General features: G+C 34.6%; 20 protein-coding genes and 1 pseudogene. 11 read left to right on the top strand and 10 right to left on the bottom strand.

Annotation, left to right across the window (positions count from 1 at the left end; all coding sequences use genetic code 11):
* The first annotated feature begins 145 nt into the window (after positions 1–145).
* The 9 genes from DXB58_RS02040 to DXB58_RS02005 all read left to right on the top strand — a co-directional run bounded on the left by DXB58_RS02040 (position 146) and on the right by DXB58_RS02005 (position 9127).
* A complete protein-coding gene (locus DXB58_RS02040) occupies positions 146–1180 on the top strand; it encodes a DUF3871 family protein (protein WP_122135760.1) in 1035 nt (344 codons plus the stop codon).
* 118 nt (positions 1181–1298) lie between these two features.
* Complete coding sequence (locus DXB58_RS02035; protein ID WP_122135759.1) at positions 1299–2861, top strand: hypothetical protein; 1563 nt, start codon at positions 1299–1301, stop codon at positions 2859–2861.
* A gap of 19 nt (positions 2862–2880) precedes the next feature.
* Positions 2881–3858, top strand: a complete 978-nt coding sequence (locus DXB58_RS02030; RefSeq protein ID WP_122135758.1) for a hypothetical protein — start codon at positions 2881–2883, stop codon at positions 3856–3858.
* Between the two features lie 145 nt (positions 3859–4003).
* Positions 4004–4645: a recombinase family protein gene (locus tag DXB58_RS02025; RefSeq protein ID WP_122135757.1), complete on the top strand. Its 642-nt coding sequence runs from the start codon at positions 4004–4006 to the stop codon at positions 4643–4645.
* Between the two features lie 465 nt (positions 4646–5110).
* Positions 5111–7330, top strand: coding sequence for a leucine-rich repeat domain-containing protein (locus DXB58_RS02020; RefSeq protein WP_122135756.1), 2220 nt, complete (start codon positions 5111–5113; stop codon positions 7328–7330).
* 3 nt (positions 7331–7333) lie between these two features.
* A complete protein-coding gene (locus DXB58_RS02015) occupies positions 7334–8059 on the top strand; it encodes a DUF3944 domain-containing protein (RefSeq protein WP_122135755.1) in 726 nt (241 codons plus the stop codon).
* Between the two features lie 25 nt (positions 8060–8084).
* The gene (locus tag DXB58_RS27640) at positions 8085–8225 is read left to right on the top strand and encodes a hypothetical protein (protein WP_158571542.1); all 141 of its coding nucleotides are present in this window, start codon (positions 8085–8087) and stop codon (positions 8223–8225) included.
* A gap of 133 nt (positions 8226–8358) precedes the next feature.
* Entirely contained in the window at positions 8359–8688 is a 330-nt protein-coding gene (locus DXB58_RS02010; RefSeq protein ID WP_122135754.1) for a hypothetical protein, read from the top strand.
* A gap of 1 nt (position 8689) precedes the next feature.
* Positions 8690–9127: a hypothetical protein gene (locus tag DXB58_RS02005; protein ID WP_122135753.1), complete on the top strand. Its 438-nt coding sequence runs from the start codon at positions 8690–8692 to the stop codon at positions 9125–9127.
* Between the two features lie 199 nt (positions 9128–9326).
* Here DXB58_RS02005 and DXB58_RS02000 read toward each other — a convergent pair whose 3' ends face one another.
* From DXB58_RS02000 to DXB58_RS01965, 8 genes are all read right to left on the bottom strand, one after another.
* The gene (locus DXB58_RS02000; RefSeq protein WP_122135752.1) at positions 9327–11654 is read right to left on the bottom strand and encodes a S8 family peptidase; all 2328 of its coding nucleotides are present in this window, start codon (positions 11652–11654) and stop codon (positions 9327–9329) included.
* 1 nt (position 11655) lies between these two features.
* Positions 11656–12747: an ATP-binding protein gene (locus DXB58_RS01995; RefSeq protein WP_044094920.1), complete on the bottom strand. Its 1092-nt coding sequence runs from the start codon at positions 12745–12747 to the stop codon at positions 11656–11658.
* A gap of 901 nt (positions 12748–13648) precedes the next feature.
* Positions 13649–15460, bottom strand: coding sequence for a hypothetical protein (locus tag DXB58_RS01990; protein ID WP_122135751.1), 1812 nt, complete (start codon positions 15458–15460; stop codon positions 13649–13651).
* A 3-nt stretch (positions 15461–15463) separates the two neighbouring features.
* Positions 15464–15817: a hypothetical protein gene (locus tag DXB58_RS01985; RefSeq protein ID WP_122135750.1), complete on the bottom strand. Its 354-nt coding sequence runs from the start codon at positions 15815–15817 to the stop codon at positions 15464–15466.
* A gap of 61 nt (positions 15818–15878) precedes the next feature.
* Positions 15879–17021, bottom strand: a complete 1143-nt coding sequence (locus DXB58_RS01980; protein ID WP_233527214.1) for a hypothetical protein — start codon at positions 17019–17021, stop codon at positions 15879–15881.
* Positions 17018–17203 carry a hypothetical protein gene (locus DXB58_RS01975; RefSeq protein WP_122135749.1) on the bottom strand — a complete coding sequence of 62 codons (186 nt, stop codon included), beginning with the start codon at positions 17201–17203 and terminating at the stop codon, positions 17018–17020. The genes DXB58_RS01980 and DXB58_RS01975 overlap by 4 nt, the downstream gene beginning before the upstream one ends.
* A gap of 236 nt (positions 17204–17439) precedes the next feature.
* Positions 17440–18930 carry a hypothetical protein gene (locus tag DXB58_RS01970; protein WP_122135748.1) on the bottom strand — a complete coding sequence of 497 codons (1491 nt, stop codon included), beginning with the start codon at positions 18928–18930 and terminating at the stop codon, positions 17440–17442.
* Positions 18931–18949: 19 nt separating this feature from the next.
* Positions 18950–20602, bottom strand: coding sequence for a recombinase family protein (locus DXB58_RS01965; RefSeq protein ID WP_122135747.1), 1653 nt, complete (start codon positions 20600–20602; stop codon positions 18950–18952).
* 80 nt (positions 20603–20682) lie between these two features.
* Between DXB58_RS01965 and DXB58_RS01960 the strand changes: the two are divergent.
* Positions 20683–21381, top strand: a pseudogene (locus tag DXB58_RS01960) (YifB family Mg chelatase-like AAA ATPase); the annotation flags it as partial.
* Between the two features lie 97 nt (positions 21382–21478).
* Positions 21479–23032: a HAMP domain-containing sensor histidine kinase gene (locus DXB58_RS01955; protein ID WP_117932811.1), complete on the top strand. Its 1554-nt coding sequence runs from the start codon at positions 21479–21481 to the stop codon at positions 23030–23032.
* Between the two features lie 625 nt (positions 23033–23657).
* Here the strand turns inward: DXB58_RS01955 and DXB58_RS01950 are convergent.
* Together DXB58_RS01950 and DXB58_RS01945 are read right to left on the bottom strand one after the other, a co-directional pair.
* Positions 23658–24644 (bottom strand): DUF4973 domain-containing protein, encoded by a 987-nt coding sequence (locus DXB58_RS01950; RefSeq protein ID WP_032845105.1) that lies wholly within the window; start codon positions 24642–24644, stop codon positions 23658–23660.
* A gap of 19 nt (positions 24645–24663) precedes the next feature.
* Positions 24664–26676: a RagB/SusD family nutrient uptake outer membrane protein gene (locus DXB58_RS01945; RefSeq protein ID WP_117932809.1), complete on the bottom strand. Its 2013-nt coding sequence runs from the start codon at positions 26674–26676 to the stop codon at positions 24664–24666.
* Positions 26677–26683: the final 7 nt, after the last annotated feature.

Below are 26683 nucleotides of genomic sequence, written 5' to 3'. Positions count from 1 at the left end.
GACCAAATTTGAGAAGATTGAAACAGGTCTAATTATAATTTTTGAGGTAGTATTATGTACTCTCAAGAATGGAAAGAAATTTAGAAACCTTTTGAAGAAGAAGGTAAAATCAAGTAAAGAAACAAATTAAAAACAATTTAAAATTATGGAAACAAATTTAAGTATCATCCCACAAACAGGGATGGCAGTAATGAGAAGAAATATATTAGATCAAGAAATAGAAGATGCAGTTATAGTAGAGCCAAACGTAATGGTTGAAGAAGATCATCCTCATTTCATAGAAAGTAATACCAATGAAATCACATTGGAAGAACTTAAGGACAAATGTGTTGTTCCCGTTTTTGGGGACAATTCATTAACAATTAGCCACCAGAGCTTTATAGAAAAAGTTTATCAGGCTGCAAGTGACTATTTTATAGGAGAGCAATTAGGAAATATAGAATGCCGTGTTTCACATCCGGTGATTGGCAGAATTCCGACCGCCCTCCATAAAAAAGCAAACGAACTCAGAGAAGATGAAAAGACTTTGTTTTATCAAAGGATGGCTTATTGCTTTGAGATTAAATCTATGGGTCAAACACTCAATGGAGAAGAAGTACATCTTTGTATTGGAGGTGTACGCAGTTATCACGAAGAAAATCTTTATTCAAGGAAAAGTCCGGAGAAATTTAAAATATTCATCGGCTACCGAGTAAAGGTTTGTTCAAATCTCATGCTAACTTGTGATGGATTAAAAGAGAAACTGGAAGTTATGTCAGATTTAGATTTATATGAATCGGCAATCAAGTTATTCAAGTCTTTTGAACCAGAAGCAAATCTAAGGCTTTTAGAGAATCTGGGACGCACTAGATTAACAATTCAACAGTATTGTCAATTAATAGGTCGGCTAAGACTTTATCAAGTATTACCACTGTCAGAACAAAAAGAATTACCAACAGTCCTTTTAGGAGATTCGCAAATAAATGCGGCTACTAAAGGCTTTGTGTCAAATGAAAACTTTGGAGAAAGGGGATTCGGTAATATTTCTTGTTGGCAGCTAATGCAATTATTAAATGAAGCCGCCAAGTCGAGTTATATTGATAAATGGTTGGAAAGAAATCAGAACGCGACCGATATAGCTATTGGTATTCAAAAGACATTGACCGGAGAAGACAACAGTTATTCTTGGTTTCTGTCATAAGAAAAACACCGGATAAAACCGGAAAATAATATGTACCGAAGAGGAGCATTCACTAGTAAGAAGGTGGTGTTCCTCTTTTTTTATTGAATTAAATTAACAATTAAAAAAAGAAAAGATTATGCTATACTATAAATTTCAAAATTACGAAGAATTCAAAGAACTCTCCGGAATACAAAAACATGGGAACGGAGTATGTAGCAGAAAAAATAAAATATTACTCGCCTATATTAAGAACAGAGAATTATTACATAAAGCAATAGCAACTGGGGATACAAGATTTCTTAGAATCTCAAGTATGCCCGAACTGAAAAAGCTTCTTACCCAAGAAATATCAAGGCAGAGTCAGAATGATGAAAGACTTCCTTATCTATTGAATCTGAATGGAAATCTCTATTACAGTTCTATCTATTCTACTGACGATAACCTCGGATTATGCGAAGATGGTGACGCTAAGGCTGTCAGATATATAAATAATGAGGATATGAAAACCTATAAAATGAAAGCTGGAAAACTATACCGATCTATTATTCTAGAAACAGAATTCGGTAGATCATTGCCAGAACAAGTAGTCACATATTTATGTGAAGAATTTGTAGCTGATTGGCAGGTATACGCAATGATGAAAGTTCCTAAGAATAAATTATGTATAGATCAGAATTTTGAGAAAATATATTCATCCGAAAGTTGTGTAGGTGACTTTCATTCTTGTATGGTAGATAAGGAATATCATTATTTCTATCAAAATGCTGTCGATGCAAGTGCAGCCTATCTGACCAATGAAGATGGAAAAATTATAGCACGGTGTATCATCTATAATAAGGTAATGGATGAAAGCGGTAAGATATGGAAACTGGCAGAAAGACAATATTCTTCCGAGGAAGATGATATTCTTAAGCGTTCTTTGATAGATACATTGATCAAAGGAGGTCACATTGATGGATATAAGAAGGTCGGTGCTGGATGTGGAGAAGCAAGGAACTTTGTTGATCTTGATGGAAATTCACTAGCGGGACATAGGTTTAGGATAGAGTGTAACTTAGATTATGATGATACTCTGAGCTATCAAGATTCCTTCAAGTGGTATGATGAATACAAAAGGATAGCAGATAATTATGGGGACGGAGATATTGCACTGGATACGACAGAAGGAAGTATAGGTGGCGAGGATGAAGATCGCCCTTATGATAATTACCATGATTATTATTGTGATAATACATACTTAGTCTACTATCATGGAATTGAGTATTATTGCGACACCGAAAATATGGATGATTTTATATGGGTCGAAGAATCTCAAGAATATCACCATGAGGACGATGTCCAAAGCTGTCCTGAATGCGAGGAATATTATATAGAAACAGGAATAAACTATTCTAATATAACTGAAGAAGATTATTGCTGTCCCGATTGCAAAGAAAAAGCTGAAGAAAAGTACAAGAAGGAGAATTGGTTCTATTCAGAGTATGATGAAGAATTTTATGAGTATAAGGATATGGTAGCAAGTTATCAGGAGTGGGATTCTATGAATTGCAACTATAAAGAAATTACCATCTCCATTCAAACAATAGAAGGATTGGTAAAGGAAAAAAGGCTGTATGAAATTGATGGAATCTACTATGATGAAGTCGATGAAGAAACTGGACTACCTTATATCTACGAAATGGAAGAAATGACAGTTTAACCCTAAAAACAAAAGAATCATGGAATTATTAAAGAAACTATATAAGATCTATAGTCCCAGTGGTAAAGAATGGGCAATAACCAAGTTTATATGGAATTATGTAAAAGAGATTCAAGAGGTCAGAATTGAAATAGATAAAATGGGAAACCTCTACATATCCAAGGGAAAATCAGAATATTATCCCTGTGTTGTAGCACATTTAGATCAGGTACAAAGATTACATTCAAAAGACTTTATGCCAATCGAAACGAAAGATATTATTTTCGGTTACAGCCCGAATAACAAAAGACAAGAAGGTTTGGGAGCAGACGATAAGAACGGAATCTGGATAGCTTTAAAGTGTCTGGAAAAGTATGATACCTTAAAAGTAGCTTTTTTTGTAAGTGAGGAAATAGGATGTATTGGAAGTTCTAAAGCAGACATGGAATTCTTCAAGGATTGCCGGTTTATAGTAGAACCTGATAGAAGAGGGTATCAGGATATTATTATCGAAATAGGTTGGACTTCTCTCTGCTCCCCAGAATTTCTAAAAGACATCAATTATGAGAAGTTTGGCTATAGGGCAACAGACGGAATGATGACAGATATTCAAGAATTGAAGGAACGTGGTTTTTCGGGAAGCTGTATTAATCTTAGTTGTGGATATTATGAACCACACACAGATCATGAGTTTACGATCAAGAAAGACCTCTTAAAATGCCTGGGTCTAGTACAGAATATAATAGAGAATTGCACCAAAGTCTATTATCATCAGAGTGAAAGTTCGAAGCATGATTACCAAGATGATATATATGAAGCAGCAAGAGAGGATATATTTTCTGTCTTAGATACAGATCCCAGTATAACAGTAGATGATTTATTCTATATGTACCAAACCAATTACTCTTTTTTGGATAGAGAGGAGATAGAAGAAATTTATAACGAATACTTTGAATTAGAGGAAGTGGAAGATTATGAAAAAGGGGGGTCTAGTACATATAATATAATAAGGTATTAGGATTTATCAGAAACCATAAAGAATTGAGGATGCTTCTGAAAGGTTGTGTCCTCTTTTTGTGTTCAAATCAAAGATGTGTTCAAATAAATCTGATGGACGGTTTTGAATACATCTTTTCGTGTTATCAATTTAATCAAAGAATTATATGGAAACAAAAGCTGTTATTTATGCACGTGTATCATCTAGTAATGATAGGCAATCTACTTTTAGACAAATTGAGGATTTAAAAAGATATGCTAAGTCACAGGATATAGAAATTGTGAATATATACGAAGAACATATCTCAGGTGCAAAGAAAATTGAAGAAAGGCAGATTCTAGGAGAATGTTTGGAATACTGTAAACGTGAATCTGTGAATTTCTTGCTTCTCTCAGAATTAAGCAGACTTGGCAGATCAACATTACAAGTGCTTCGTTCTTTAGAAATGTTACACGAATCCAAAGTATCGGTTTACATACAGAACTTAGGACTTTATACACTCCAACCAAACGGAGAAGTTAATCCAATAGCTTCTATCATGGTGACAGTTCTGGCGGAAATGGCAAACATAGAACGGAGTAATATCCAATATCGTTTAAATTCCGGCAGAGCAAATTATATCTCAAATGGAGGTAAGCTAGGCAGAAAAACTGGTTCAACTAAAACAGAAGAAAAGAAGAAAGAGGAATATAAGGATACCATAGCTTTATTGAAAAAAGGGTATTCGGTGAGGAATGTCGCCAAACTGCAAAATATTGGAATTTCGACAGTCCAAAGAATCAGGAATCAATTTTTAAGCAATAATTAGAAATTAAGAGGGTGAAATTCCCTCTTTTCTTTTTCTTTCCCTGTATCTTTACCGTCCCAAAAACTTTAATAGCCTTATTTTTGAAGAAATAAATACTCATATAAGAGCGTTACATTAAACAAAAAAACGTATTTTTGCAGAAGTTCAACCGGAGAAATGGTTGGATTTATAGAAAGCGTATTTTTGCTTTTATCCTAAGATCGAAATCGCCAATTTCAAAGTGAAGGGATAAGGGACAAATGTAACGCTCATTCTGTTTTGTATATGTACTTGTATGGCACATGCTGTACTTGATTACATAACATCATGGCATGGGTATTTGTTTCTTTGTTCATTTTTCACTAGGCGTTTGGCGATGCCCGATCTTGAATGAATGCAGACAAGTCCATGCCTTTCTTGTATACTAACGTTTAATCAAAACAAACGGCTGAATTCGGGACTTATAGGCGTATAGGAGGAAAAGCTATGAAGAATTTTCGATTAATCTCATTGCTATTTTTGTTATTGCTAATTCAAAGCACAAAAAGAGTTTATTCTGAACAGTTGTTGTATACGCCAAATCTGATAGTAGATTCAAAAGCTACAACTATTAATGATAAGGACTTAAAAAGTGTATTTAATCCTAAAGCAGGGAAGTTAAGCTCTATTATTGACAAAAAAGAAATAACTCAAATAACCAAGTTAAAAATATCTGGAGAGATTTCTTCTAAAGATATTAAATATATAGGTAAAATGCCCAATATTACCTTATTAGATTTATCAGAAACCACCGGAGATTTTGAAGAGTTCCCATTAATGCCTAATTTATCAGAACTATATCTACCGAAAGCTCTTCTATTAAAATCATGGGTAGAAAAGAGTATTGGAGAATGTACTAATATAGAAGTATTATCTGTATGTATCAATGAAGCTAAAAGCGCAGGATATCTACGGCATTACACCTATAACTATTTTTCAAGTTTACCAAAATTGCGTAAAGTAATAGTTTCTAATGTTTTATCTGCCGGAGTGAGAGAACATAGTGGTTTTAATAAAACACAAGAAATTGATACATTAGTATTCCAAACCTCCAAACATGATTATGTTGGTTTTAAGCCCAAAGTAGTCATAGATGAAAATGGGAAATCAATATTACAGAAAAATGATGCAAATGACAAGAATAGATTTAACGGCATTAATATTCTTAGAGATTTAGGAGGTAGCGAAAAACGTAATGAGCATAATGAGAAAAATATTACTCTTCCTAACGTAGAAATTGTCGGTAAAGACTTTTTCAGGAACAGTTCTATAGAAAAAGTTACATTTTCTCCATATATCAAAGAGATAAAAACAGGAGCTTTCGATAATTGCCAGTCATTATCTGATATAGAATTTCAATCAGGTACAGAATTATTGCATATTAACAATTGCGCTTTTAGAGATTGTAACAAATTGAAGACTATTCGTTTTAATAATAAAATAGATATAGAGCAATCCGCATTTTCAGGGTGCTTACTTGATACTGTTGTTTTTATAAATGACATTGAGAATTTGCATTATCAGTCGTTTCATTACATTAAATATGTAGAATTCAGAAATATCCCCCAAAAAATAGATAAAGATTTCTCAGAGTTTGGTTATAATATTGTGGCAGTTCCTAAAGGAAGTAGAAATCAATTTATTAATCTAGGACTTTCTTCTGATAAAATAATTGAAATGGGAGAAAAAAAGAAACTTAATATTACAGTTGAAAAGCCCGGAACAATTTTATCTTCTTTGCCATTAAAGAATCTTAGCTCAGTAGAATCACTAACTATTACTGGATTTCTTTATGAAACGGATTTAGATATTATCAAGAAATGCAGGGCTTTAAAATATTTAGATCTGTCTCACACATATATTACTTATTCACCAGAGTTCTTAAAGAAACAGCAAGCAGATACGGAAGCTTTAAATTTCTTATTTGGATTACTAGAGAAGGGATTGGATAACGAATACAGAGATAAGAATATTTCTACTAATGAATATCAAGCAAATAAAGCTTTAACGTATATATTGCAATCTGCAACAGAATTTAAAGAACCAGAGAAAAACTGTTGTATTCCATATAATGCTTTTGAAGGAATGCCTCTTCTGGAAACAGTAAAATTACCTTTAAGAGCTGCATGTATATATAGAGAAGCTTTCAAGAACTGTATAAACTTGAAAACTGTCGAATTCCCTCCTTATTTGAAAACTATAGTATTTTCAGCATTTGAAGGTTGTACAAACCTTAAAAAAGTAATCCTTCCTCAAAGCGTTGAAACCATTGGAGAAATGGCTTTTGGTCAATGTATATCATTAGAACAGATTGAATTGCCCAAAAATCTAAAAAAACTAGGCGATAAAACATTTAAAGACTGTATAAAATTACAAGAAATTACTTTCCCCGAAGGACTTGTAGAAATTCCTTATGGATGCATAAGTGGCTGTTTTAGAATGAATAAAATAGTTATACCAAAATCAGTCACTAAAATTGGATCTTGGAATGACCGACAACATAATACACATCCAGTTACTGCTGACTTTTATTTCAAGTCATCAACACCTCCTACAATAAAAGAAGGTGATTTTATCAGATATGGTGGCAAAGTCCATATCCCTAAAGGTAGTATAACTGCTTATTATAATGTAATGGGTGACAAAGTTGAATATATAGAAGAATAACTTATGAAAGAAGACAAAGATTTAGAATTTCTTGCTTTCTGCAAGAATGAAGACTTACAAATCCTAGTGGATTATTTAACTACAGACAAGGATGGAAAGAAGCGTTATTCGGAGACTTTGACAAAAAGTGATGCGTATCTCCAATGTTATCCCGATCATCTCACTAGTATGTGGGAAGATATAGCGAATGAATTTCAGCTATTTGGGGGTAACACGATCGTTAATTGTATAAGAAAAACTGGTGTTACATACCGAACGATCCTATTTGATGTTTGTGATAGAATGAAAGTCAATTACAACAAGAACGCTTCTACAGAAATGGTAGAAGAATATCTTTTACAGAAAATATTAACAGACTCATTGGAACAGATGGCAGCAGAAGATATGAAGAAGCTTGTTGATGAGATGAATATAAAAACTCAGACTCCTACTAAGCAAGGAATGACAATTGCATTACAAATGGCTATTAGAAATGGCGGATTTGCTCCATATAAAATGGCTGTGATTGTTGCAAATGCGGTTGCTCAAACTTTATTAGGCAGAGGGCTTTCATTAGCTTTAAATGCCGGATTAACTAAATATATAAGTATTTTCGCTGGACCAATAGGATGGCTAGTGACCGTTTTATGGACTTTAGTTGATGTAGCTGGTCCTGCTTATCGTGTTACAATACCTTCTGTTATTCAAGTTATATATATGCGTAGGCGTTCTCAAATGTTGTTAGAATAATAACACTAATAAATAAGATAAGAGTATGGAAAAGAATACTTTAGAAATGTACAAAGATGATAATGATGAAGATGGAGACATCTATACAGGAGATCCACGGAAAGAATGGGACAGGGATGATCCAGATGAAGATGATGATCCAGATGAAGACTATAACGATGATTAAGTTATAGAGAGCTATCATTAACGAGGTATCATTAAGTTGGTATCTCGTTTTTTTATTTCCTCCTACCCTAAAAAATGCCGAAAACTCTACTACGAAGCCTTGAAATCCCTAACTATGAAACAATACTTAATTTATGACAGACACATCTCAATTATGGTATTCGCTTAATAAAGATTGTAGCGGTATACCAAGAACTCCGGTAGAATCATCACCTGATTTGAAAGAGACAACGAATAAGTTCTCCGATGATATAAAAGCTTTAGGAGAATATTTTCCTCAACTGGCTTCTCTATTGACAACGGATAAGAATGAACAAGGATTCATGTTAGAAATAAGCCTTAAAGAGATATTTGCGCTATGCCCAAGAAACAGATGTAGGCTAGATAGATACGGAAAGCTCCAAGAATACCTGAAAGAAAAGTATAATATTACCTTAATCATTAAATCACAAAAAACTAAGTAACATGAAAAAGAAAATATTCGTTATGGCGAAAGTATATGATCTTACCAAACAAGAAATTAGTGAAATAGAAAATGAGGTACAGAAGGATTTAGATAAGTACTCTAACGGTGGGATTGGATTCAAGATAAATATTACTTCTGAGAAGACTTTGGAGCTAATATTCACTCGCCAATACAGGGATGGTGAGATAGACTGGTTAAATTATAATCCAGAGACAATATATTGTACCGATGCAAAGATTATAACTGGTCATGGATTCGATGGTTTTAGAGTTCCTGTCTATTGGGGAGGAGTACCTTATGGCTATCCTTTTTTCATGCCGAAGGATGAATTTATTAATTGCTATAAGAAGTCAGCGATTAAACTTGGAGGAAGCAAGTTGAAATTAGCGGAAGTTGGAATAATGCCGGATAAGATTATTTTTGCTTTGGCGTATTAAAAAAGGAAAGGGAAGGTGGAATATGATCTATCTTCCCTTGCTTTTAAAATTTTCCTGCCAGACGATCTGTCCTCTCAGCTTTGATTTACTAATCTTCTATATAGTTTCGTATTTATGAAAAAACAGCACTCCCATAATCCTAAAACCTAAAAACATGTTATCTTTTAGATAAACAGGAGAAAATTATGTAAATAATAAATTATATTCTAACTTGTGTTTGAATAGAATCCCTTAAAGTTATATCATTATGAATAAAACTTCTACTTTCTAGCAAGTGGGCAACTTCATTGTAAACCATTTTTTCTTGATTAGGGTCTTTTATTGTTATTATCAAACAAAAATCTTGGAATAACTGTTCACCATCTATAACAGCTCTAGTTTCAGCAAAATCCCTGTATAATCCCGTAAGTCTAAGTCCCCATTTTTTAGGAGCTGTTAGATATTTTACTTTATTTGCGGGAGTTAATTCACCTAAGTTAAAATGCCACTTTTTTACAGGCTGATATTTCTTCCCATATTTCAGCAATGTACGTTCCCTAGTAAAAGGATTGTCAAAATCAGCATTAATAAATCTCCTTCCATAATTATCTGGCATCAGAAGATTTTCAAACCCATCTGGTCCGTATTCGTTTCTTCTTCCTTGGGTAATTTTGAGTTGTTTGATTTCATCAAATGTCCCGAACTTTACATCAATATCAGACAGACAATATTCAGCTCCATTACCAGCAAACAATACCGGAGAAGTAACAAGAGTAACCGTTACGTCTCCATAATAAAAACCATGCTGGTCAATCAATGATTCCGGATAAGGAAACTCTAGTATTTCCATAAAGCTTCCTTTTGTAATTCTATCAGATTGAATAAGGGTAATCTCATAGTCTGAATTATATAGAATATTTTCTACCGTATCAGGAATTCCATATCCCATTAGTTGAACACGGTCTATTTGAGATAACTTAGTATCAGGATATTTAGCAGAGTGGATAGCAAGAGCTTTCAATAATAATGGATCAAATTCTTCCGCTATTTTAAAATCTAGTCCAGCAAGAAGTGTTGCTAATCTTGGAGCTGCAAAACTTGTTCCAAGATTCTCCACAAAGCTACCATTTGTCGCAAAAGATTTAACACCGTCCATGATATATTTCTCACCAACTTTTATCATATTTCCCCCAAAACTAACTAGGTCTGGCTTATGAATATTGGCAGGACCGAATCCTTTTCTAGAAAAGACAGAAGGAGTTCCATCATTTCCAACAGAACCTACAACTAAAGATGCTATACTTTCAGCAGGGATTGTTATTCGTCCAGTCGGTCTATTTGATAAAAAATTAGAACAATTACCTGCTGATTTACATATTATAATATTATATTGTTGTTGAATGTCATCAAGCACCATAGCAAAAGCTGAAAAGTTATCAGAATCAGCCTCCATACATTCATAGCCAAGTGACATGTTCCATATTTTAATTTCTGGATGAGACTTTATATTTTCTCTTATATTTTCAATAAGTTCATCTTCTGTAATATTTTCTTTATTGGTGTCAGGAAAAACTGCTGCATCAAAAATCTTACATCCATTCACTCCAGTAATAATTTTCCCTTCTAAGGAATCACCATAAGTCACTATTCCACCAATAAATGTGCCATGTGACTTATCAAGCAACTCATCGGGATATGAATTATTAGAACCAATAATCCATTCAGATAATTGTTGCGTTTGTTCAATACCTCCATCAAGTATTCCTACGACTGGATATTCTTTATCAGGTTTTGGTTTCTCTAACTCAATGTCAATACTTTGTTTTATTTCTTGGTTAGAGATTTTGAATTGGGGCATAGGAATGATATATTCTATGGCAGGAAACTCTTCCAATTTCAAATATTGTTCATTAGATTCAACATTCTCTAATCTAAAAATAATTAAATCATTTGTATAAAAGACCTCTTTTGATATTATATTATTTTCTTTACATAAGTCATGAAATGCAGATTTTACAGCTTGATTTAAACTGTAATCAAAGTAATTAAATAATGACACTTTGATTATTTTTCTATCTTTGCTATTTTCGGTATTTTCTATTATAGGCTGATATGCTGCAATATTAGTAATAGCAGAAATACCTTTTGCATATCTGATTGAGTTATTGAGTTTTCTCTTTATTTTTGTTGCATCATTCACAGAATCAACCTTTATTAAGAGTTCGTTCTCATTATTAAAACCAATTACATTATTTTTATCTCTCTCTTGATTGAATATTTCTTTAATAGAGTTTCTATGCGTTTTAGCAACAGCATTTTCATCTAATTCAACTGCAATTATAGAAGGAATATAATCATATTTATCCGGTTTGATTTCAATAGTTTTTATAATATCGTCAATACCTGTACTCAGTAATCCAGCTCTCTCTTCTAGACTTTCTCCATGTAACACCCAAGAAGGATCATCTTTAGAGCCTCCAGCATTAGTTAAACGATCATCTGTAATTTCTCGTTTCTGATAAAATTTAATTGGTAGATACTTTTTCATATTATTTTAAATTTAAAGAGTTCCTGATTTGCCTTATTGAAGTTCCTATGAACTTGGCTATTTCTTTTTGACTTATATTGTTTTCACTTAAAAATCTAACAAGTTCTTCTTCTGTATATTCATTTGAATGTTGATATTGAAAATAGCCATATACAACATCTACCAGATTAAATTCATTCCTATTGTTAATAACAGATTTTGTTATTGACCCATTAATGACCTTTTTTATTTCTGAATATGATAGATTGTCTAACATTAACGCCATTTTTTCCACATCAGATTTGGTTAAACTATTAGCAAACTTGGATATTAAACTATTTATTAATCCTTTTTTCTCAGCCAAGCCAGGTCTATCAATAAATATAACCTTTTCAAATCTTCTCCAAATAGCATCATCTAATAATTCTTGATGATTTGTTGCTGCAATTAAAATATTTCCATTAGCTAAAAAATCATCTATATTTTGTAAAAGGCTATTTATAACCCTTTTTAATTCTCCTTGTTCATTCTGGTCTTTACGATTCTTGGCAATAGCATCAAACTCATCCAAAAATAAAATACAAGGTTTGTTATCCGCAAACTCAAATAATTTTCTAATATTCTTAGATGTATTACCTAACAGAGATGATATCATAGAGTCCAAACGAGCTATAATGATAGGAAGTTGAATAGATTTCGCTATATATTTAGCTAGTGAAGTCTTTCCACATCCGGGAGGACCATATAACAAAAGAGAGTTATGTATTTCAATTCCTAAAGCCATAAATTTTTCTTTATGCTCTATAACTTCAACAAACTCTTTTACTGCTTCTTGAACAGAGTTAGAGAGAATCAACTCTGTTGTATTAATTTCTGGTGATAAAATATCCGCTATACTCAGCCTTGTTTCATTATCAACAGGCAGATTTAAAAACTGCTCTGTTATTAGAGAGTTTTTCTTAATATTACTATCTAATAAGCTACGTATCTTAGCAGACATTTTTTTTTCACCGTCTGCTTCGTATTTCTCCGCCAAGAGCTTTGCATACATTGCAACCCTTGCACTATCCTTTGATAACCCACATTCAATTATCTTTGTTATTTCAGTATACATAGTTTCATATTTATAATATTCACGGCAAATATACAAAATAATCTCGATTATTGTTTATAATATATCAAAAAACGATATATAGATTACATTTTTTGATATTAATATCACAAAATTCGCTTGTTTAATCTCAAGAAAAGCTTAATATGCACAATAAAACTCTTTTCTTCATTTTTGAACTATATATAGTTTTACCTATCTTTATACAGGAATTAAGTTTGCTTCTAAAACTATACTCTTCAATATTCGATCTTTTGTAACAGTCAAGAGAAGTTATTATCTATGGTTATCCCCCATATTGAATGAGACTAAAATAGCAACTCCGGCATTTTGAAATTGCGGCATAGTTATCATTCTTTTATTAACGCTTACGTTCACCACGTATGTCTCTACGAAACTCGTGACTATTCTTTCTCCGTTACACTACGAAAGGCAATAACGTCACTCCCACAGACATACTCTAAAGGGTTCACTCTCGCTCCGCACTTGGACAATCTCCCTGTTATCAATTAGGGATTCATTGGGATATAGAGGTTTCGGAGGAATAATAAATTAGACAATGAGGGTGATAATTGGAATAAATGGGGAATTGAGGAAATAATGATATAGCTTCTAAACTCATCCCTTCATAGTTTTCAATTATATCCGTCATTTTTGTTTGCATGGCTAATTGGATTAAATGAAGGGGAAATAATGAAGCTATACATAAAGGATAACAAGCAAATACATTATGTCCATTAAACATTACATAACTTCATTAACACGGAGAAAGTGTCTCCTTTGGGAGATACTTCCTCATGGAAAACAACATTTGTTTTCATTAATACTATCTTTATGATAATTCTCTACTACTCCGTATTTTTATACTCTTATATATATTATACCGCAATTTCAAAAATACGGACTAAGGTTTGGGGTTTATAGATTTTCTATTATCAGGTATACTTAGGGAAATTCCTAAACTAGTCTTCATAAAATCAATCAACCTCTTATAGTTTGACTTTTGCTTTTTACCTCCCATTGGGATAATTCCCCCAATAGCATCAAGAGAAATATCCATCTGAAAGCTTTTGTCATTATTACTAATCGCTTTTTCCAAAGCTGGGTTATATTTTATCAGTTTCCCAATTTTATCTACATACTTACTCCCTCCTTTTATGGATTTTACTCGTGCCATCCATACGGGATCAGTAGTAGTCCTCTTCGATTTCAGAGTTATCTTATTCTTATTCAGATAATCGTCCAAAGACTTGATAAACTTCTTCGAGTGATCAGAAGAGTAATAGACAGTATACTTTAGTCCATCATTCTTTCTTATGCCAATTCTAGAGAGCAATTGGATTGTATACCAAAACTTATACTCATCCTGACTGGTTTTAGATTTATATGCTTTCCTTAGTTGTCCTGATACAGAAGAAGGCAAATCCCAATTACCGCAAAGGATAATATTCTGATAATCCCTATATACATTGGTTGATTTGGTATCGGATGCGCCATAGTAAGTAACAGTAAAATTTCTTCCGGCTAATCCTTCTTTCAGCAATGCTTCTTTAAGTTTATCAGCCCATTCCGATTTACCAGCCTCCTTAGTTAATGTTCTCTCATCATCCGTCCTGTAATCTTTCCAGATAACAATCAGTGTTTTCCCAAATGAACTATAACACAAAGAGCAAACAGTCTTGACAAATAACGCATACGTAGCATCATCCGGTTTATGTTTTCTACTCACCCTAAAAGTAAATTCTCTAAAATCAACCTGACAGTTATACTTGGGTGTTATATCAAGTAGCTTAAAGCAGGAACTTTTACCCAACAACACATCTCCTGCTCCTTCATATATAATCACATGGGAACCCATACCGGGTTGGATCAGGTCAGACGGATAGAAATGGATATTGCAATTCTTATCCTTCATCCCCATCCATTCAGAGTAATGCTTCGGTATCAACCCCAATACAACATTCCGTTTGATTTGACTAACCCTGTCTGTCCCTTTATAGAATTCCAAGCTCCCTCCCTTTATAAATGTATCATACATATCCTTTATATCCGTTTGGGACTTACACCGATAACCTCCCTTTTTATTCTTCTCGGAGAATACGCCTAGCAAACCCTTAGAGAAAGTAATGAATGGTCTTAAGAACAGTGGAGTTTCATCAAGAAGGATATATTTTCTTAAGTTGCCCTGCTGCATTAATTTCTTGAAGTCACCGTCAAATACAGGAACAGCCGGATTAGGATTATTCGGTTCATAAAGCAAGAAATAGTTAATCAGGTCAGTAAAGAAACGTACATGTGTAATGATTAAAATCTTAATATCAACCACATTTTCTGGATGTGTCTTGTATTCCCTCATCTTCTCAAAATCGGTATCTGAATGAATCATCAGCACATCATTAGACTTAAGTGTTTCACCGTGCAATATTTCTCCAATTAGATTATCCATGATCCATTGATACATTCTGCTGCATTCACTTTTCGTATCAACGCAATATAGTATACCTTGATCCCATTTCTGACGTATCAGCGATTTAATAGATTCAGTTTTTCCTGATCCACAACCACTAGAAATGCAATATCCATCCGGTGTGTCCGGTACTACTATCGTTCCAAACGGAAAAGGTATATCAAATCCGTTTCCTCCCGAATGAATCGTAATATTTATTCTTTCTGGTATTCTATGAGAAAGACATAATATGGTTTTTAATAAGTCCATAAGCTAAAAGGTCCATTTTCTGTTTTTAGGAAGATTTGATAATACTTCTAGCCAGACATAATTGTTTAGAATTAACTCTTCTTTCTGCAACGCAAAGAATAAATTAAGATCCTCAATTATTACCAATTTTTGGGATAAATCTTGATCCAATAAAGTTAGCGGTACTCCATTATCATCAATTGCTAGCAATCCCTTCTCCAAAAATAGACTTGCGGGTACAGCTTTTAAAAGAGCCCTATCAATACATACTTTTAAAGCACATTTATATGTAGCCAATACACTAGAATTTAGTTTAATTTGTTCTGGCAAACAGAAGATGTACCCCAAGTCAATATATTCCTTATATAGTCTTATCATAGCTCATTCATTTTAGCAGAATCCCCACCACAGATATATGATGGGGAACTTGTGTTAATGATTAGTCTTTTAAATTGGCAAAGAGTTCATCCAATTTGGCAATTATCTTATTATCCTTACTCTGATCTAGACTTTTTTTAATTTCGCTAATTTCCTGTACATCTTTTGATTCCATACCTTCAAGGAATTTAACTAATTGAGCTATCGCTTTACTACGCACTATGTCCCTTTTAACCAGACTGTCCAATTTTTTATGTACCCATTCTGGTAAAACCTTCCATCCTAAAACTTTAGCAGCACTTTGTGTGAAAGTTTTAGCGGCAGCTTCATAAAGTTTTTTATCTTCTTCAAAGGAAGTAACATCAGCCAAGTCCTCCAGTTTTTTAGGATCTTTTGAAGCCTTTATTGAAGTAGCTTTCGATACTGTTTTTCCATAGAGCCATGTCCAAGCAGCCGAATCAGATCCAGTTTTAGCTTTTTCTTTGACCCATTTTAGTTTCTGAGTAGGTATCCCCCCTTTTTGAGCGGTTACAAGAAGCTGAGTAAGCCAGTCCATTCCGTCCCAAGGTGTTGTAGCAGAGTTCGCCTCTCGTAAAAGAGTAGTTACTGCGCAATTATCAATTAATGGTAAATGGCAATAGCCTTCATACTGTTCTTTACCTTCTTTTACCCTTTTCTTATTTAGCTGCTTAAGTGCTTCAAAACGGTGTTGCCCATCAATTATAACAAGAATGAAACTCAAATTAGGAGTATCCTTTGTTATGGTGTGTCCATCAAAGTCTTCAAGTTCTAGATTAGTATCTAAACAGACAAGAGCCGGAACAACAAGAAAAGGTGAAATTATGCCACCACAGGCAACAATAGAATCGATTTTCTTGCGTACTTGCGCAGAATCAATATCTCGATTAATTTTGATACGTCCGAAGACATACTTCATCCCAAGCAATACAGAAAGAGCAAAGATTGTTCCTTTCTCTAGTTTCTTAGATTGTTTCTCATTTTCCTCTTGTGTCTCTTGTTCACTTCCCTCTGGAGGTTGTGGTTGGTCTGACGGTTCTCGTTCAGTATCCTCATTATCTTCCGAGTTCTCTACTAAGGCGTTTTGCTCATTTTGAGATACCACGCCATTTCCACTTGCAGATTTTGATTCTTGTCCTACCTCTCCATTTAGGATAGTAGATACTTTTACAATTTTCTTTCTCATACTTTTTTTTGTTTAAAATAAATCAATATCTGTTCTTGGGCAACGATAGTCTGGAATTCGTAAGACAACTCTTTTAATAGATCTATACGACCTAATGCAAGAGCTGCTTTCAGTTTGAGCAGAAGCTTCTGCTTTCTCTCCATCAGTTGCAGCAGTTCTAGGTTGTCAATACTTTGTTTCATTCTTCATTGTCTTTAAGAACACTGCAAAGATTTATATTTTATATCTAAAAAATTGATATATAGATTGTTATAACGCATATGAAAACTGTTATAACACAAATGGCAGGAAAGTTCGAAGCTAAATTATTGAATTTCAAATAAAACGGCAGAAAGAGGTAAGTATAGTGTTAAATGTGTTATAACACAAAACGGGTGTGCCCTTCGAAAAGGACACACCCGCTTAACTATTATTTTTTTTATTTCCTTTGGTCTTCTATTTTGGGATACAAATCCCTAATCTTAATTAAAAAAGGATCTTTAGTCTTTAAATCGCCTTTAATAGCATACGAAGAAAAAGAAGAAATATTGTTTTCAAATTTTGGATCTTTACAGGAGAAAATATCTTTCATTCTGTCACGCTTGTAATCCCACTTTTTATAGAAGTGACTTATTATATAGAATAAATATCGTGCCTCTTTCTTCCACTCAATTTTATCTATTTTTTCGACTATCGTCATTGAACTTTCAGACAGAATAATTCCTGTTAGACAAAAAGCGAGTTTTTCTTTTACTGCAACAGTATTCTCAATATAACCATTTTCTGCCAAATAATTAATAAACTCCATGAAAATTTCACTCCCTTTTTCTTTAACATATTCTTGGAGCCTGCAAAAATAAAGATTATTGTTTTCAATTGATTTTCGATCAAAATAGTCATCAGGTAATATAAAGCTTAAATCACATTGTGGTTCAATTTCATGTATTATTTCTTTTTGACAATTTAAATGATCATCTCCACTAAGCTCTAAACATACTTCTTTATAGATATCTATAAAATGAGATTCTTTTACAATCTCTTCAATAGCTTTTATTTCTTGTATTGTATAAGAGGCTTTATCTTTTAAATAATCTTTCAATATTTCTTTATAATCAGGAACTATTTTTTCAAAAGGTGGAAGAGAGTCAAAAAAATCCTTTCCATCTTTAATAGTTGGGATTTTGGCACAGAAAACAGCAAAAGCATCCATTGATGATAAGTATATATTGTAATCCTCTGAAAAGTCCTTCACAAAAGCACAAATATAATTAAAAAAAAGCTCATCTGAATTATCTTGCGATATACCTAAAGTGTCAAAAGCTTGAATCTCCTCTTTAGTATTATAAAAAGAACGGTAGACAGATAAAAAAAATGAGATATTAGCTGTATCACAATTCCATTTATGAATACTTTGAATAAACATATCCTTTTCTCCATTCTTAAGAGAATCTACTAACGAGTCAAAACAAGCATTATCTGTATTAGGAATTCGCTTTAACAAGGTTAATGCATTTCTTTCTGGCATTTTTTTTAACATATCATAGATTTCTTTCCCTGTTAGTCTATATTTTTGTCCCATAATTTTCTCTTCTTCAAAGGAACTTAAAAACGTATCAAACTTTTTAAAGAAATAAATGTAAAAAAGAGTTTGTATTAAGGGGATAAGTGCTTCAAAAAATAATAAAATACCTTTTAATTGTTTTTGAAAAGATTCTAATTCTGCAAATTCAGCATGCTTCAATTCGTCTTGATTGTTTTCCTTTAGCCAATTTCTCCATTTTTCTATTTCATCATACGAACTACGTAAATCTTTTACAGATTGCGGCTGATCGCCCTTAATAGCTTTCAATCCTTCATAATAATTACAAAATTGAGAGATATTAGATAGCAATGTATTCATGCTATCACTTGCATTTTCTAGTGTATTCATAGAAATAAATTTTATATAACTATTTTTTTAAAAGTTTATTTTGTCTAGCATCCTTTCTCTTTCTTTCCAATCGTGGTATATATACCATCGGCACGCAGTTCTTCATATTTTCATCCCAGTATGCTTTTTTATGAAATGTGTTTACATAGAAAATATCAGCAAGTGTAAAAAGCATATTATCTAAGCCTTGTTCTTGAAAGAGTTTCACTTTTTCTTTATTTTCATCATCATGAGTCGTCTTGATTATAACTTTTTTCCAGAAACAAGTTGCCTTATCTACCCATGGTTCAATATTAACTTCTACAATGTATCGATGAATTATTTTCCTCATTGTTTCTAAATTCGTTCCATTTTTTAAGTTATCATAGGAGCTACTAAGAGAATTCATCATATCATCAAAAGTAATATCTGCCTGAATCTGTTGCTGCAAATTATTTATGGCAGCTTCAAATTTTCTTATATTGCTTTGCTCATTTTTTATAATATCATTTTGCTTCTGAGTAAGTTCTTCATACTTTTCTTTAGTAAAACGACCATGAACAAAATAATTTTCATCCAGATCAGAGCGACGTTTCATGGTAGAATCAACTAGTTCACGAGAATACGCTATTTTTTGATTGTAGATATTAATCTCTTCCTCATAAGTTTTTTTAGCATCGCTGCGCTTGCAAACCATGTCTTCATGCAATTCTTGAAGAGCAACATACCAAACTAGAGACTCAATCATATTTACATTAATATCAGGAGAGTGAATTAAGCCTTTTTCGACTGCATTATGCTTCACCCTACAAGAATAAGAACCATCCATAAGATTAACTGAATATGATGCACCGCATGAACAGCGTATTAGTGGGGTTAGCAAATGTGATCCATTTTGTTTTGAACGTACTCGATTTTCTTGTCGTTTCACCCTACATTTCTCCCACGTTTCATTATCTATTATTTGAGGATAAATATTATTACTAGTTCGCTCTCCTTTATATAAAGGGTCTTTAAGCATATGATAGATTTCAGCCTTAACATTAGTAATAGAAAGATTCTTAAAATATCCTCTTGATTTAAGCTCTTTTCCAAGCTCTGCTAAGCTATACTCACCAGAATTATATAGATCAAACATAAGTTGTATCAGTTTAGAATCATTCTCATCAATAGCCCAAAATCCATTCTCATCTACTTTATAACCTAACTTTACCTTTCCTCCCATATACTTTCCTTTGTTATATCCTTCTTTTTTTGCTCTTTCAAATCGAGACATTTTATTCCTCATCTCAGATTCGGCTAATTGAGCATATAAAGTAAATATAGTTTCTGCTCCTTCATCTATTGTTTTATCATCTTTGAGTAAATGAATCCTAGGTTCTTTAATGATAAGCTGAACTTTTCTTTCTACAAGATATTCCAAGATACTGAATAGAATTTTCTTACGCCTAGCAATGCGAGATATTTCCCAAGCGAACACACAATTATATTCACCTGTTTCTACCAATTCTTTCATACGGTTAAGACCGTATCTTTCTTCTTCTTTTAATTTTATCGCACTTTCTTTCGTTGCTATTGAGACAATATCATTATTTTTGTATCCATGAGAATAGGCTAGGTCATATAACTCCTTTTCCTGTTCATTAAAGGATTGACTTTCTGTTGATACCCGAACTAACAATATACATTTCATATAAAGGTAAGCTATAGATGGTTAATACTGGTACAAATATAATGAAAATACAGACCACCACCAAATCGTATACTTATATAGTAGCAATGGTTGGTGGAGGAAGTTTCCCGCAGCCGGGAGAAATCAGTCTGGCACATAATGGGATTTTATTTCTAGACGAGTTACCTGAGTTTAACAGAGGCGTACTGGAAGTATTGCGCCAACCGCTTGAAGATCGGCACATCACCATTTCCCGTGTCAAAAGCACCATTAGTTACCCGGCAAACCTGATGCTTATCGCATCTATGAACCCATGTCCATGTGGATATTACAATCATCCGACAAAAGCATGCGTATGCAGTCCCGGACAAGTACAAAAATACCTGAATAAGATATCCGGTCCGTTATTAGACCGTATAGACATTCAAATAGAAATAGTTCCCGTACCCTTTGACAAGATATCCGATCAAAGACAGGGAGAGTCGAGCAATATCATCCGGCAACGAGTAATAAAGGCGCGTCAGATACAAGAGAAACGGTATGCCGAATGTACGGGTATTTATTGCAATGCACAGATGAACAGCAGATTGCTGGCAACGTATGCCCAACCGGACGATAAAGGGCTTGTGTTATTAAAAAATGCCATGGAACGGCTCAATTTATCTGCCCGTGCCTATGACCGGATTTTAAAAGTAGCCCGCACCATTGCCGATCTGGAGGAAACAGAGCAAATACTTTCCAGCCACCTGGCAGAAGCCATCAGTTATCGGAATCTCGACAGGGAGAACTGGGCAGGATAATCACAGTGAATATAAACAGATAAAAATTATTTCACCGCGAACGCTACCTTTTTTCATATATTTGTTTTACATTTGTGACAAACAAATAAGCAATAATATGAAAACATCCATAACAAGTCTCCTGATAATATTCTGTTTCAGCATACTGACTTATGCGCAAACTCCCCAAGACAGAGCCACAGAACTAAAAGAACAAGCGCAGAGCAGCCTTAAACAGAAAGATTATATCAAAGCACGCTATTTATTCAAAAAAGCATACGAAGCATTTGCCGCCCGCGAAAACTATCCACAGGCAATAGAATGTGGTGTTCAGGCCAATGCTTTATATGTCAGAGAGAATTTCTATAAAGAGGGATTCGAGCTTTGCCGTGACATGGAGCAGCTTCTATGGACCGGAGAACAGAATAAAAAGAAAGTCTTTTATGACCTGCGTTTCCTTATCAATAAGGAACGATTGCAGATGTACACCGCACTGAAAAACCCCGCACAGGCAAAGACACAGTTGGATAAATTGGAAGAAACAGCTAATCTTGCAAAGAACGACTCCCTAACGGAGGTACTGCTGTATACAAAAGCCAACTATTATTATACTTTCAACCAAAACACACAAGGTGATGCCTGTTTCCGCAAACTTATCAACCAATATAAAGAAAAGAAAGACTATGCCAAGGTGAGCGATTGCTACAAAAACCTTATCAGTATTGCACGGAAAGGCAACAATGCTCCACTGATGGAACGCACTTACGAAAGCTTCATTGTCTGGACAGACTCTGTAAAAGCATTAACCGCACAGGATGAACTAAATGTACTGAAGAGAAAATATGACGAAAGCCAACTGACCATACAGGAAAAAGACGACTCACTATCTGCCAAGCAGTATATTATCATAGGTCTCTGTGTGCTAGTGGTTATATTGGTAGCCGGTCTGGCAATACTGGCTGTGATATTGCTGCGATTCATCGCCGGCAATCGTAAATTAAAGAAAAGCGTGAAAATTGCCAATGAACACAATGAACTAAAAACCAAATTCATACAGAATATATCTTCCCAAATGGAGCCTACCCTGAATACGCTGGCTACTTCAGCCGAAGAACTGTCACAGAAAGCTCCTCAAGAAGCTGCCCAAATGCAGGGACAAGTTGCTGCTTTGAAGAAATTCAGCGATGATATTCAAGAACTGTCATCACTGGAGAACTCATTAACCGAGTTCTATGAACTAAGCGAAATCAACGTGGGGACTTTTTGTGAGAATGTGATGGATAAAGCCAAAGAACACATAAAACTGGATGTCACATCTTCAGTCAATGCACCAAAACTTCAGGTAAAGACAAACAAGGAACAGTTGGAACGTATTCTTCTCTATTTACTGAAAAATGCCGCTTTCTACACTGACCAGGGTCGTATCAGTCTCGAATTCAAGAAACGGGGAGCGCACACGCACCAATTCATCGTTACGGATACAGGAACAGGAATTCCGGCAGAGCAACAGGAAAATCTCTTTAAGCCTTTCACAGAAGTAAAAGACCTGACTACAGGAGATGGACTAGGATTACCAATCTGTTCACTGATTGCTGCCAAGATGAACGGAAGCCTGACACTGGATACGAATTATACGAAAGGAGCACGGTTTGTTCTGGAGCTTCACGTATAAATTTAGCCAACAGGAAAGCTGTTGTCTCATTTGATTACTCTCTGGTCTGTTAAGTATAGTTACCTTTAACCAAGAATATTCTAAACGCAAACTTGAGAACATATAAAAATATGAACAATTTTCTATATAAACGGATCTCACGTTTTTAATAAACTTTTGAGTAGTTTATTATAAACGGTATCTGAGTTTATTAGAAACTCTGCGATCGAATTTCCGAGTTTTCAAATCCATCTTTTACAACAAAAAGGCTGCAAATTTCATAAAATTTGCAGCCTTTTTGCCTATATTCGATACACCATTCCTGATATTTATCAGGAAACACGTCCGAATTTGTTATAATATTATACCATTTAAGTCATTAATTTCATCTTCTTTTATCTGTTAATTATTCAAGTGGATGCCCACACTCATACTACAAAGATACAACATTTAAAAGCATTTGTCAAGAACCTATTGAATTTCTGCTGAGAAAAACAAAGAGAAAGCTACCTTATATATAATAAGATAACCTTCTCTCTATTTATAAACTGACTTTCCGCTTTATTCTACGGAATATCATCTCACAATATTTTGTATCAATAGATATCAGCCAACAAGTTCTTACTCTTGTAGCACACCTCCATTTTTACCACTGAATAGCTTGGTCTGTATCAGGAATCAAGCTATTAACTTTTCGTTCCATCAACATACTACCTTCAGCGCGACAAGGTACAACGATATCTTTATCTTCATACGTTGTCACATCATCATACGTATATGACATATAAATCGTCGTGAAATGATGCTCCAAATAAGGAGTTACTTCATCCAAAGACATACTAGTCGTATAAGTAGGTGCATCTCCTATGAGCTGGAAGTTCATGGCATTAGTCGGATCAGCAGGTTCAGCTGTCAACGTTCCATCTTCATTAAAGGTCAACACGATCTTGTATTTATCTCTATCCTTCAATTCTTCACTAATGATTCCTGCATAGAAAAAACATTGGTTCTCACTGACTACATGCAAGGTACGTGTACTTGAAACCATAGCACTCGTATTATCCATCATATATACAAACATATTATTGGCCCCATAAGAACCCGAATAATCATTAAACGGCATTACACGGAGAAGTGCTTTACGATAATTCTTACGTGGATTCGCATCATACGAGTCACCATCTAAAATAGTCAATGGAAGTACCCATTTATCAACAAGATCCAGTCCGTTAAATTTGAATTTAATATCAAACAAACCTTGACATTCACCAGCCGGAATATGACAAGTAGGAGAGGCAAACTCATAGTGTTTCTTATCCAACAATTGGAAATACAAATCTTCACGTTGCTTCCAGCGAGCTTCATTCAAACCAATCAATGTATCCGGATCCACATCAATAGCAACATCCAGATCTCTTTCATTCATAGTAGAGCCACCCACAATCACTGGCAGCCGATAAGTCACTTCACCGTTCGCTCGGTAACGCAAATATACATCAGTCACTCCCTTACTATTGACAGGGGCTTTCAATCCGACATTTTGCACATACACTTCTTCCACCCATTCATTGTTACATGCACCAGTCAGAACAAGCGTTAATAACAATATAAAATATACGATATAATTTTTCATATTTTTCCATTTAATAAGGTTAATCATAATATGTCCATCCTGGGTTCTGAGTCAGACGTAAGTTTCTTCTCAACTGATCATGAGAAATCGGCCAGAAATACATTTTGCGGCTAAAAGTAGTCGGCAAGTTCGAATTGATCACTTGAGTATGAAATAAGTCTCTTTCTTTTTTACTCATATATGCATTGCAACCATACATCTGCCGCGACTCCTCATATTCGGCATCCTTCCAACGGCGCAAATCAAAGTAACGGCTGTTTTCTGCAAATAACTCAATCTGTCGCTCATGCTTCAAATGCTTGCGGAACTCATCAGCATTCTCATAAACATCTGATCCAAAATCGGGAACTCCTCCACGAATACGAACTCTGGAAATAGCATAACTCATTTCATTCTTATCACGTGAAATATCATAAGACTGAGTTCCATCCCATGAAGGAATCTGATAAGTACTCGCACCTAATTCATTTAATGCCTCGGCATACCATAACAGCACATCAGCATAACGAATACCAATCACAGGCTTTGAGATAACCCCTCCCTCTGTCTTAAAGTTGTCACGAGAACTAACAAATTTCCTGATCCCAATGCCGGTAGCCAACCAACGATCACCTGAGTTACTCCAGCCACTCTCTTCACCACGGTAATACCATATGATTAGATTCCGGTCATACGACTGTACAGCATTAGTACCATTCCATAAGCAACCATTGTATGCTACGGTAGCATAAAAACGTGGTTCACGATGTCCATATTGTTTGTTTACACCTTCCACTAATGGCGCCCAATCACCACTGGCTGCTTCCTCGGCACTCACATAATTCTCATCACCCGTCCAGTCTTTCGTCTTATCAAAAGGTTTTCCGGTATTCATCTGGTAGGCGTCACATTGCTTACCTGTCATAGCATGACAATTATAACCTCCGAATGCAATTGGCATCTGATGCTGAATCATCGTATTGATATCTCCGTTGTTCTGTCCGGTTGTAAAAATCATCTCTTTGTTTTCCGAAGGAAAAATCACCCCATTAAAAAGTGTCTCGTAGGACTGTAACGGGTCAATATTCCGCCATCCTGCAGGAAAATCCGCATGAGAATATACCGCATGCGTAGGAGGAGCAATCGTTGCCGGGTTATCAATTGTACCAGTAGAGTGAGCTGAAACTGTATGTAGCTCATACACACCCTTACGACCAAGTTCTACCACATCACGAGCAGCCGCTGCTGCCTTTGCCCACTTTTCTTCATTGTATTCTTGAGCCATCAGATAGCGTCCTTCATCATCCACCAAATCCGTGAAACGTTCAGTATCGGTTGGACGCGGATTATTGAGAGGGCTGGCAGCATAAAGCAATGCTTTTGCGCGAGTTGCCAAAGCTGCTCCGCGAGTAGGACGTGCCATATTACGTGTATCACGTTTCAATGGTAGGTCTTTCGCTGCAAGCTTCATTTCCTCTGCAATGTAGTTGACACAATCGTCATACGTACTACGTGGGATATAAAGATCCTCATAAGCAGCATTATAGTCCATCACACCATCATTAGGTATAATTGGTATAGGCCCATACTTTTGCAACAACTTCCAGTAGAAATAAGCGCGTACAAAACGAGCCTGTGCCTTATAATCAACAATTTCATCCGGAGTCATTTCTTTATTTCTGTCAATATTATGAATAAAAATCGAGGCATGACGGATACCATCATAAGCTTGTGCCCAGGAGTCTTGTTTCCAATTCTCATCATATTCACAATATTTGAATACACGATATTCAAGATTACGGTCGCTATAACACATATCGTCAGAAAAGTTAGTGATACAGTTATCTTTCGAACCAATATCGATGTTACTCCATGTCAGCCAAGCGTATGCAGTCGCCAACCATTGTTCCGACCATTCTTTATTTTCGAATATATTTTCCAAACTTTGGGTATTTTCTCCCAATTTCCCCTCCACACTCAAATAATCTGAACAAGAGGAAACCATCATTCCCATACTGATAATGGTGGAAAACAATATATGTTTCTTTTTCATATTTCGT

The organism is Bacteroides sp. OM05-10AA, assembly GCF_003439055.1.
In the GTDB taxonomy this organism is placed as follows: Bacteria; Bacteroidota; Bacteroidia; order Bacteroidales; family Bacteroidaceae; genus Bacteroides; species Bacteroides intestinigallinarum.
The sequence above is the reverse complement of the archived record's forward strand: the minus strand, read 5'-3'. Positions and strand labels throughout refer to the sequence as shown.